This is a genomic window from Clostridium sp. (assembly GCF_040797585.1).
Taxonomy (GTDB): domain Bacteria; phylum Bacillota; class Clostridia; order Clostridiales; family Clostridiaceae; genus Clostridium_Z.
This window is the reverse complement of sequence record NZ_JBFNEO010000080.1, coordinates 1-11,618: the sequence shown is the minus strand read 5'-3', so window position 1 is coordinate 11,618 and position 11,618 is coordinate 1. Positions and strand designations below refer to the sequence as shown.

At 29.8% G+C, this 11,618-nt stretch carries 10 protein-coding genes; 2 read left to right on the top strand and 8 right to left on the bottom strand.

Annotated elements, in window-relative coordinates; all coding sequences use genetic code 11:
* Positions 1 to 248: 248 nt before the first annotated feature.
* Positions 249 to 1,058, top strand: a complete 810-nt coding sequence (locus tag AB2369_RS06995; RefSeq protein WP_367665763.1) for a ZIP family metal transporter — start codon at positions 249 to 251, stop codon at positions 1,056 to 1,058.
* Positions 1,059 to 1,388: 330 nt separating this feature from the next.
* Here the strand turns inward: AB2369_RS06995 and AB2369_RS06990 are convergent, their stop codons facing one another.
* From AB2369_RS06990 to AB2369_RS06960, 7 genes are all read right to left on the bottom strand, one after another.
* Positions 1,389 to 2,480, bottom strand: a complete 1,092-nt coding sequence (locus AB2369_RS06990) for a DUF871 domain-containing protein (RefSeq protein WP_367665762.1) — start codon at positions 2,478 to 2,480, stop codon at positions 1,389 to 1,391.
* A gap of 63 nt (positions 2,481 to 2,543) precedes the next feature.
* On the bottom strand, positions 2,544 to 2,843 hold the full coding sequence (locus AB2369_RS06985) for a PTS lactose/cellobiose transporter subunit IIA (protein ID WP_367665761.1): 300 nt from the start codon (positions 2,841 to 2,843) through the stop codon (positions 2,544 to 2,546).
* A 62-nt stretch (positions 2,844 to 2,905) separates the two neighbouring features.
* Positions 2,906 to 4,204 (bottom strand): PTS sugar transporter subunit IIC, encoded by a 1,299-nt coding sequence (locus AB2369_RS06980; RefSeq protein WP_367665760.1) that lies wholly within the window; start codon positions 4,202 to 4,204, stop codon positions 2,906 to 2,908.
* A gap of 189 nt (positions 4,205 to 4,393) precedes the next feature.
* Positions 4,394 to 4,693 (bottom strand): PTS sugar transporter subunit IIB, encoded by a 300-nt coding sequence (locus AB2369_RS06975; protein WP_367665759.1) that lies wholly within the window; start codon positions 4,691 to 4,693, stop codon positions 4,394 to 4,396.
* A gap of 242 nt (positions 4,694 to 4,935) precedes the next feature.
* Positions 4,936 to 7,686, bottom strand: a complete 2,751-nt coding sequence (locus AB2369_RS06970) for a sigma 54-interacting transcriptional regulator (protein ID WP_367665758.1) — start codon at positions 7,684 to 7,686, stop codon at positions 4,936 to 4,938.
* Positions 7,687 to 7,809: 123 nt separating this feature from the next.
* Complete coding sequence (locus tag AB2369_RS06965) at positions 7,810 to 9,186, bottom strand: aldehyde dehydrogenase (protein ID WP_367665757.1); 1,377 nt, start codon at positions 9,184 to 9,186, stop codon at positions 7,810 to 7,812.
* Positions 9,187 to 9,438: 252 nt separating this feature from the next.
* On the bottom strand, positions 9,439 to 10,176 hold the full coding sequence (locus AB2369_RS06960; protein ID WP_367665756.1) for a DUF3298 and DUF4163 domain-containing protein: 738 nt from the start codon (positions 10,174 to 10,176) through the stop codon (positions 9,439 to 9,441).
* A gap of 118 nt (positions 10,177 to 10,294) precedes the next feature.
* On the opposite strand from AB2369_RS06960, the gene AB2369_RS06955 reads away from it, so the two are divergent.
* Positions 10,295 to 11,293 (top strand): hypothetical protein, encoded by a 999-nt coding sequence (locus AB2369_RS06955; RefSeq protein ID WP_367665755.1) that lies wholly within the window; start codon positions 10,295 to 10,297, stop codon positions 11,291 to 11,293.
* A gap of 31 nt (positions 11,294 to 11,324) precedes the next feature.
* On the opposite strand, the gene AB2369_RS06950 is transcribed toward AB2369_RS06955, so the two are convergent.
* A complete protein-coding gene (locus AB2369_RS06950; RefSeq protein ID WP_367665754.1) occupies positions 11,325 to 11,552 on the bottom strand; it encodes a glutaredoxin family protein in 228 nt (75 codons plus the stop codon).
* Positions 11,553 to 11,618 lie beyond the last annotated feature (66 nt).

The following is an 11,618-nucleotide window of genomic DNA, read 5'->3' as shown; positions in this document are numbered from 1 at the left end:
GAATCAATTATCCTTACCTTATTTACATTTAATATAGGATAAAATTTACATAAATATATTATATCAATAAAATATAATAATTTTATTAACTATTAGTACAGTATTTGTTTTATATATAACAGTTTATTAATTAATTTATTCACCACCATATTATTCATTGTATAAAATAATATGGATATTTCATCATTATTGTGATAGAATGTTTTTATTAATAAGTAATTATTATTCGTTAGGAGTGAAAGTTTATGTTGGATTATATAAAAAACTTAAGTCCAGTACTCCAGGCTCTAATTGCCACTTTATTTACTTGGGGACTTACAGCTCTTGGAGCGGCTTTAGTTTTCTTTTTTAAAACTATAAATAGAAAAGTATTAGATGCAATGCTAGGATTTGCAGCAGGAGTTATGATAGCAGCTAGCTTTTGGTCTCTTCTCTCTCCAGCTATAGAAATGGCAGAAGCTGCTGGAAACACAGCTTGGATTCCAGCAGCAGTAGGATTCTTACTTGGAGGATTATTCCTATTTGCAGTAGATAAAATCCTTCCTCATCTTCACCTTGGCCTAGATACCAGTAAAGCAGAAGGTATAAAAACTAGTTGGCAAAGAAGTGTTCTTTTAGTTCTTGCCATAACCCTTCACAACATACCAGAAGGTCTTGCTGTGGGAGTTGCCTTTGGTGCTTTAGGAGCTAACCTAGACGCCGCATCCTTTGCTGGTGCCGCAGCTTTAGCTATTGGAATAGGACTTCAAAACTTCCCTGAAGGCGCAGCGGTATCAATACCTTTAAGAAGAGAGGGTCATTCTAGACTTAAAAGCTTTATGTATGGTCAAGCTTCTGGTATAGTAGAACCTATTGCAGCAGTAATAGGTGCAGTGGCAGTAGTTCATATAGAAGCGATGCTACCTTATGCCTTAAGCTTTGCAGCAGGTGCTATGATATATGTGGTAGTTGAAGAGTTAATTCCTGAATCCCAAGCTGAAGGTAATACTGACCTTGCTACTTTAGCTACCTTAATAGGATTTACTATTATGATGATTCTTGATGTAGCCTTAGGATAGAACAACTCTTCTCAGTTGGTATTTTTTCCACCATATGAAGGTTAGATGAGTTAATCTAGGGCGTAGGAACTGTTCTCCACCGCCTTTCAAGAGGATTGAGGTGTTACAGCTCCCAGGAATCAGATAAATAAAAATGTAGAGGTAATACTTTTAAATATAGTATTAACCTCTACATTTTTTATTCTTGCCTTATTCCTTAAATATCATAGCTTTCTTATGATATTTAATTATTTTAAAGCTACTTGTTTTAAAATAATTGAATTCCTATATCCCAGAAAGTTAGCATAGTTTTTTAATAATTTTATATTTTTATTCTAATATAAGACTAATCTACTTTCTATTAATAAGCTCAAATTTATCCCATGGTTCTAGGTAGTCTAATAAAAATCTCTCTTCTTCTATTATACTTCCTATAACATTGGTTTTTCCTGAATTCTTCATATCTTTTAAGGCTATTTGAAGTTCTCCTGCATATCTTGTGTAAAGGTCAGATTCCACAAGTATATCTCCTCTTTTTATATCTCTTGTATTAAAGACCTTAAATTCGTGGCCCTTATATTTAACTCTACTTTGGGTAGAACGAACCATATATTCTGATACATCTCCCCTATTAAAATGGAATTCTTCTAAGGCTATCTTCTTTTGAAGTTCTGGTACTCCATCTACAAATTCTACTTCAAATTCAATTATATTCTTATTTAATTTACTAAGAGCTTTAAGTTCTTCTTCAGATGCAAACATATTAGCTATTATTACATCATCTATTAAATCGGTAGCAAATAAGTGTTTCCCTTGAACTGTAATAGGAAGATTTCTATGACTTTCTAAAGTACATAGCCCTTCACTAACTGGCCATGGTCCAAACTCTGCCGATGGTGCATTTACAAAAGCTGCCGTCCTTATGCCCTGCTCCTTAAACCTTTTTGAGGATCTTATAAAATGCTCATAGGATAATCCTGTATAAACATGAGGATAAAAATTATGACATCCCCATATGTTTTCCATATTTGCCTTATAAGATAGTATATTATCAAGATATTTTGTTCCATTGCTTATATTAAGCTCTATCTTAAGACCATAGTGATTATATGTCATTATAGACTCTTCAATCCCACTAAATCCAGTATCTAATCTTATTCCCTTAAGTCCCAAATCATAAAAAAACTTTAAATCTTTATATGTTACCCCAAACTTTTCAAATATACTTGGTTCTACATCTGCAATAACTTCCATTCCACTTTTATTAGCAGTAGCAACTATTTCTCTAAACTCTTCTATGACTTCCTCTATTATTCTGTCTTCTTGAGAAATTAAACATGTAAATATTCTCTTAAAGCCATACTTTGCTGCAAGCTCTATATAATTTTTAATTTCCTCTAAACTTCCGTTACTTGGATAAATTGATATTCCTAATCTTTTCATGGCTTTAGTCCTCCTTAAAAGCAAACCCTGATGATAAACCTCATCAGGGTTTATTTAATTATACTAATTTAATCTTTCATAAATATCTACTATTTCGGATGCAAGATCCTTTAATGTTATAGTAGTCATTAAATGATCTTGAGCATGAACTAATAGTAGTGAAAATTCAACTTTTTGTCCACTAGCTTCATCTTGTATTAGAGTGGTCTGTCCATTATGAGCAAGAGCTAGCTTCTCATTAGCTTTCTCTAAAAGTATTTTTGCTTTTTCTATATTTCCTGCTTTGGCACTTTGAATAGCTTCCATAGCACTACTTCTAGCATCTCCACTATGCATTATTAGTTGAAATATTACCTCTTCCATGCTCCAACACTCCTTTACTTACGTTTCTATATATTCTACTATTATTTAGTTATTCCTTTTTTCTAACTTGAAATACTCTCCTCAGTTATAATCTTTTCATCATGACCCATAAATACAAATGGTAGATATATTACTATGGATATTAATAGGTTAATTCCTGCTAATATTCCTCCTGCTATAGAGTTAGTAGTTAAGGCTCCCCCTATTATTGGAGGTATTGTCCAGTGTGCTTGAACATAAGTTAATGGAACCAAACCACTAGTCATTGCAAAGTAAGTTGTTAAAACTAATATTATTGGTGTTAACAAAAATGGTATTAATAATCTTACATTTAAAACTATTGGCATACCAAATACTACTGGCTCGTTTATATTGAATATTCCTGGTCCTAATGCTACTTTAGATACCGCTCCGTATTGAGCCATTAAAGCAGATTTCCTTCTTCTTGAAGCTATAAATATAGCAATTAATAATCCTATAGTTGCTCCTGATCCTCCAAGATATACAAAGTTATCAAAGAAAGAAGTTGTAATTATATTTGTAGCATTTTCACCTGCTGCAACAAGCTTCATATTTTCTTCCATGGCTGGAGTATATAAAGCTGAAGTTACAGGTAAAATTATATTTGGTCCATGTAATCCAAAAAACCATAATACGTGAATTATTAAAGCAACTATTATAGCTGATCCAAGTCCTTGAGCTAGACCTTGTAATGGAGCTTGTATAACATCATATACAACTAGATGGAGGCTTGGTCTTCCTATTGTAACTAATATGCACTTTAATATACCAAACAAGATTAAAACTATAAATGCGGGTAAAATTGACGCAAAGGATCTAGATACTGCTGGTGGTACTGAATCTGGCATCTTTATAACTAACTTCTTGTTTCTAAGTAGTCTTACAAATAACTCAGTAGATACTATTGAAACTAATATTGCAACAAATAATCCTGTGGTTCCTGAAAAATTAAAAAATGTAGCTTTTTCATATACTAGTATTAATGAAGCAAAAGATACAAGGGTTGCTGCTAAAGCATCTGAATCATATGACTTAGCCAAATTATAACTTAATGCAACACAAAGGGCTAGTGACATTATTCCAAAGGTTGCATCCCATAAGAAGCTTCCAAGGCTATGAAAATACGGTGCTCCACTTGCTGATACTCCAAAGATTGATTTCATTAAGTCTTGGTATCCTGGAAATTGGAATTGATTAATCATCATTCCTAGAGATCCTACTAAAATTAATGGCATAATTGCAACAAAACCATCTCGTATAGCTACTAGATGTCTCTGACTTCCAAATTTAGATGCTACAGGTACTAAATGCCTTTCTAGGAAGTCTATAATTTTATTCATAAAAACCCCTCCTAAATTATAATATTTATATTAAATTTCTTTAATATACCTTAGAAAACTTATACTTTATAAATAATCGCTATACATTATCCTGTATGATTTTTATCCTAAAATTTAGTTTATATATAGGATTTTTATTGATTTATCAATCTAATTTTAAATACATAAACTAAGGTGACCTAAAAAAAACTATAGTAAATTTAAAGCATGATTTAAAACTTTCTCTCCGTTCATCATGCCATAATCTACAGTATTTATTACATCTACTGGTATCTTGCCTTGTACCTGCTCTTTAACTTTTGGTAAAATAAATCTTACTTGTGGTCCAAGAAGTACTACATCTACTTTATCTATATGATTCTTAAATTCAGCTTCTGAAACTGCGTTTATATCTACATCTATTCCTTTACTTTGAGCTACTTGCCTCATTTTAGTTACAAGTAAACTTGTTGACATTCCAGCACTACATACTAACATTATTCTTTTCATAATAACTCCCCCTAAAATATATAATACTCATATTACCTTTTTTCTTATTTACCGTTTACACCTATATATTCAAGCAAATATCATGCCAATTTCCAAAATTTATTTCTTTTTCTCTTCACTTCCTTTTACTAAAGCATTCCATATAAATGTTCCTTTAATAAAAGAAAGAAATAGTGTGTAAAAATTCATTACACACTATTTCTTTAATGTTTTACACACTGTATTTCAATTACACAGTTACACTAATTATTTTCTAGGATCATTCTAATTAAATGGGCCAAATCATGTTCTTCAATATTTATATTCTGCTTTCTTTCTATATTTTTTATAATTTTCTTTATTGTCATGAACTTTTCCCCATGCTCTAATTTATATTCATTTAAATTTATAAACTTTGTCTCCTTATCTCCCTTTTTAATTCTATCCACCATAAAGCACATATGCATTATTATCCCTGATAAAATTTCTTTATTAACCTCTATATTAAGGATTTCTTCTGTCTTTTTTATAAATTTTATTATATCTTCTACAAGTTCATCTATATTACTAACATCTATATGATCTCTTAGAGAGTTCTTTATATTCATATACTGCTCTTCTTTATTTACAATATATCTTAAATTTCTTATACCGTCCTCTGTTAATATATCTTGCATAGGAATAAAGATTATATCTTCTATACTTAAATCTACTGTTCCAACCACTGATATTATTTTATAAGTCTTCTTATATCTCTCTAATTGTTTTATAAATTCTTCTCTATCTAATATGCTTAATGGAATTATTTCCACAATATCTTTCTTATTTAAATTTACCTCTATTATCTTTTTTAATCTTTCTGATGCCCCCTTGCCAGTGAAGCAAGCAGTTATAATAAGTAATTTTTTATTGCTACTTCTCTCATAGGATAGTTGAATTCCGTGTCTCGAAAAATCTAAGCAGGATTCATATATACTATTTAAATCCCTTCCTATAAGCGCTTTTCTAGTAGCTTCTAGAACTACAGGTGTACTTACCATATCTACAGTTTCAACCTCTATTCCAATTTCTTCAGAAATCATATCCCCAAAGTTAGTTAAGGATCCCATGTCTACAAGCAAAAGTACCCCCTTTTCATGATACATCTCTTGTATTTTTCTTTTAGCGAGTTCATACATCTCTTCTGCCTTCATATTAAGAGGCATATCTAAAGCCTTAGCAAACTCTTCATCTATTAATGAATTTACAACATTAACCATGCTACTAGCTGTAGAATTTCCATGCATTATAACAAGAACTGAAACCTTCCCTACCTTTTTTACATCCACATCATAAGTCTTTGCAGATAAAAACATAGTTAAATATCCTATCTCATCTAGTGGAACTGTTATATTAAACTCATTATCAATCATGCTTGCAAATTCCATAGCCACCATAAATTCATCCGAGTATTGAGACCTTATTATATTTAATTTAGGGTGGTATATTTTATTTCCCTGCTTTATCCTTTCAATGCTTCCTTGAAGGTGAAGAGCAAGTCCAAAATATACCTTCTCTTCAAAATTTCTATTAAGTCTATCTTCTCCAGTCTTTAATAAGATTTCAACTAAGTCTACTATTTTAGAATCTACTATTTTGCATAACTCTTCGCGTCTAATCCTATGTGGTAAATCTTTTATATAATTTTTAAAAAATTCATCTATATCTATATTTAATATCTCATTTATTTCTTTCTCCTCCATGCCTTGGCTTTTAAGAGAATCCAATTTATTTTCTATATAATCATAGAAATGCTCTTGATTATTATAATTGTTATTATCTCCTCTAGTTTCAAGTATAAATTTTTCATCCCCATAGAAAAACCTAAGAACATCACCTTTATTTCCTAACAGGTTTTCAACCTCATTCCTATAATCTTGAATCTTCATTAATCCATTTCTTACTCCTGGATGCAAATCTCCTTGTTCTATTAAGATATAATCCCTTGAATTAGTTTTATAATTTAGAAATGCCTTAGCGCAGGATAATTGTATGTCACTTTTTAATTGTCCTATATTATTAGAACAGTTATATAACAAAAAAGATACTAAAGCATTTTTGTTTATATAAATAGTTTTTGAAAGTCGCTTTGATTCAGACTTTATAAACTCTTCTAATAAATAATATCTCTCTTTTAAGCTTCTTTCCCTTAGAGAAGGTAAAGTTATTGTCATTGGAATCCTTCTTGTAAAAGTCTTTAATAAATATGAATTAGTATCTTCTGTAGTAGCTGCTATTATTTGAACTTCTACCTTAATTATTTTTTCTGTTTCTCCCAGTGGTCTAAATCCCCCTTTGTCTATATAGGTAAAGAGCATCTCTTGACCTTGAGGAGATAACCTATGAATTTCATCTAAAAATAAAATTCCTCCATGAGCTTTTTTTAAAAGTCCCTCTCTGTCACTATCCGCCCCTGTATAAGCTCCCTTTTTAACACCAAATATCTGAGACATAACAAGTTGGGGATTATCAGCATAGTCCGCACAATTAAACCTTATGAATGGTCCATTATCATTTATCATTTTAGATTCCTTAGCAAACTGATACATAAGGTCTGCAAACATAGACTTCCCTACTCCTGTTTCACCTAAAATAAGAGTATGTAGCCCTCTAGGAGGATATAATATAGCGGCCTTTGCCTGCTGAATTGGAACCTGAAGACTAAGACCTGCTCCAACCATTAAATCTAAACTATTAGAAGCCTTCGTTATATTGTTCTTTGTTATAGCATTACCTTCATTCATAGCTTCTATTTTCTCTTTATTCTTTTTACTTTCATTCATAAAAACTCTATATAATACTGGTCTTCCTTCTATTTTTTCTACCTTATTCATATTATATAACTTATTTAGGTATCTACTTACATTTGCCCTATTAAGCTTTAAATAGTCACTTAAGTCTACTGCTGAAATCCCTGATTTATTTTTTAGGGTTAATTCCCTCAAAGCATTGTATATTTCATCTATTTTTGCCATTGCTCTACCCCCTAAAATAATTTCAAGCAAATTTAAAACTCTTAATAACAATAAGAATAAAATGAACTTAAGGCTTCTTTAAATATGTTATAAGGCTTAATATAAATGAGCTTAAATCACTTACTACTTCATAATCTTCTTTAACAAAGAAATCTTGTTTTTAAATGGTGGATATCTTACATCTACATCAATGATATTGCTCTTTTTTATTATAGATTTATAATGAGTAAAGGTGTCAAAGCTTGCCTTTCCATGATAAGACCCCATTCCACTCTCTCCAACTCCTCCAAAGGTTATATTAGAAGATGCAACATGGATGACCGTATCATTTATACATCCTCCTCCTGATGTAGTTCCTTCTAATACCTTCTTTTGACTCTCTTTGGATTCTGAAAAGTAATATAGTGCTAGTGGCTTTGGCTTATCTTTTAATAGCTTTATGACTTCATCTATATTATTGAATGTGATTACTGGCATTATAGGGCCAAAAATTTCATCCTTCATAACTTTAAATTCGAAGGTTGCATTATCTATAATAGTTGGAGCTATATATCTCCCTGCTTCATAGCTCTCTCCTCCACATATTATATCCCCTTCATTTAAATACTCTATGAGTCTTGTCCACTGTCTATGAGTTATTATTTTAGGATATTCCGGATTTTTACTTGGATCTTCACCATAGAATTTTTTTATATAATAACACATCTTTTCTAAGAGCATATCTTTTATATCACTATGGGCTAAAAGATAATCAGGGGCTACACAAGTTTGTCCTGCATTTAAAAACTTTCCCCATACAATTCTCTTAGCCGCTAAATCAATATCTGCGTCACTATCTACGATACACGGACTTTTACCCCCAAGTTCTAGAGTTATAGGTGTTAAATGTTTTGATGCCTTCTCCATAACTATCTTTCCTACATTAACACTACCAGTAAAGAAGATGTAATCATATTTCTCATCTAATATCTTAGAAATATCTTCTCTTCCTCCAAAAGGTTTAACCACCTCTACATGACTTAAATCAAAGACTTCTTTTATAATAGAACATATAATTTTCGTTGTTTCTACTGAATAAGCTGAAGGCTTAACCATAACACAATTTCCTGATGCTATAGCTCCAATTAAAGGAGCCATGGTAAGTTGAAATGGATAATTCCATGGTGACATTATAAGAACTACTCCATAAGGTTCTTTATAAACATAACTTGAAGATAAAAAGTGCATTATTGGTGTCCTTTTTCTTTCAGGCTTTGCCCATGACCTTAACTTTCTTATTGTAAGGTTCAGTTCTTCAAGTACTATTCCCATCTCTGTAGCATAAGCTTCAAATCTTGATTTACCTAAATCCATTCTTAAAGCCTCTAATATATCCTCTTCCTTATTCTTTATAATATCTCTAAGTCTCTTAAGAACATTAATTCTAAAATCAATACTTAGAGTATTTCCTCCATTATAAAATTTTCTTTGATTATTTAAAATCTCTTTTATTTCTAACATAAATGATCTCCTATCTTAATTTCACTAGATAAACTTAAAATAAGGAAATAAGTTAATTTAATATGTTAAATTAACTATTTAATCTATATAATTCCTCTATTTATAAGGTTTTCTCGTGATAATAGTGTAAACTTTTAAGTTATTATAGAGCTTATTACATTTATTGTCAATAATTCTTTTATTACATATATATATCATTCTCTCCGTACCGAACTTAATTTAGGAAGTAATACTAAAACATTTATGTTATACTTAAAAATTATTTTTAAATTCCTTCTTAAGACCTTTAGCTAACTCTTTTATAGGTATTCTAAACTCTGGAAATCCACTGACATAAGGAGCTATTTCATAAAGCTGAAAATATATTATAAGATATTCCTCTTCCATATAAAAATCTATATCTTCTTCTATTCCATTAAATTCTCCATATAGAAAGTTTTCCTTATTCTTCTCTATTTCCTTACTTATTATATTATCTATTATTTTTTTATAATTATAGTTATCCTTAAAAAGATCCTTTAATAATAGTACTTCTCCACTTTTCCCATCTATATTAAAACTTTTTCTATAAGTAATACCATGAGCTCCTCCAGTATAGGAATAATTATCTATAAGTAAACTAAGAAACTCTCCATTATTATAGGGAGTACTAAAATCAACCACTGCCTCGTAAATATCCCCATCTTCTTTATTATTCATATAATATTTTCTATCCTCTTCTGCTAAAAGCTTTATTTTATGTCCAAAAGCTACTGCATTTTTATCTATTTCTTCATTAATACTTTTTTCCTTATCCTTATTCTCTAATCCCCTTATTTCAGGTATATTAAGCTCCATATCTAAAACATCAGTTTTTCCCTTTATTTTATTTTCTGATACAACTATCTTTCTAGTTATAGCTTCTACATTTAAAACACTTATATTTAAGAATGTAAATATAATAATTATTAAAATTTTTACTATTTTTCTTTTATTTTTATTAAGGTTCAACTCACCACCTCCAATGATTAATAGTATTATCTTCCTTAATAAAAAATATCCGCTCTTGATTTAAACGCCTGTACCCTTTAACATTAAAGTATATGTATATACTGGAGGTGATTATGTTATGAAGATTTTATCACTATATGAAAACAAATATAGCTTTTCTTATAAGAATAAAATCCATGTAATAAATAAAGATATAGATGAAATAAGAAAAAAAGAAGTGTACTTTTTTCATAAAGAGCTTAAAATATATGGCTTTAATATAAGAGATTTATCTTCTGATAAACCTACTCTTACTACAAGAAATGAACTTTTAAATATAGCTTTCTTTATAAAGAATAATGAAAGTTTTTTAAGCTTTGTAGAAAATAAAAGAACCTTACCTATCAACAAATTATCCTTAGAGACTGGACAAACACCTTTATTTATAAGTAAATGGCAAGGATACATAACAGCATATCTTATAATAATAAATAATAAAAGATATCATAATATAAGAAACTATTTGAGTACTAATGAGTATGAGGAAAGTCATGAAAATGTAAATTATGAAATGAAAGAAAATAATATAACTGGTTTAAATCTTTTGGTTAATAAAAATAACTCTTGCTCCATATTAACTTCCTATGGAATATTTCTAAACATAACCCCACATAACCCTTGTGAAGTTGGGGAAATTATAACAGGTAAAAAGGCTAAAGGGTTTAAGCACTTAATAAAATTAGGATCCTTAGCTCTAATAATACTATTCCTAGCATATGGAGTTTACACTTTTACATATAATACACCTAAAAGTACATTAGTATTAGATATAGGAACAACTATAACAATGAATGTTAATAAATTTAATAAAATTATTGACATTCATGCTAGTTCTTCAAGTGGTAGAAAACTCCTTGAAAGTACTGACTTAGAAAATTCTAATTTAGATGAAGGTTTATCTTCTCTAATAAATTCTTCTATACAAAACAAGGTAATAAATGATAATAAAAAAATATCAATTTTTGTTACTACCAATGAATTAGACTTTGATTCCCTTACTAAAACTAAAGAAGTAATAATAAATAACAAGTTAGATTCTAGAATAAATAACAATGGTAGTGATTATTTCGTAAAATAATAAAAGGTAGGATTATCCTACCTTTTATTACCTATTTAAGTAACGCTTCTACTTTTTCCTTATCGAAGCCAACAACTACTTCTTCATCTATCTTTATTACTGGAACGCTCATAATCTTCATTGCCATTAATTCTTTTCTATATGCAGCATTCTCATTTACATTCTTTTCTTCATAAGAAACATTATTAGCTTTGAAATATTCCTTTGCAGTCACACAATGTGGACATGTATTTGATGTATAGATTGTTACGTTTTTCATATTTTATTCCTCCTTATATACCCTACTACCGTATATCTTGTTTTTATTATACACTCATATATAGGT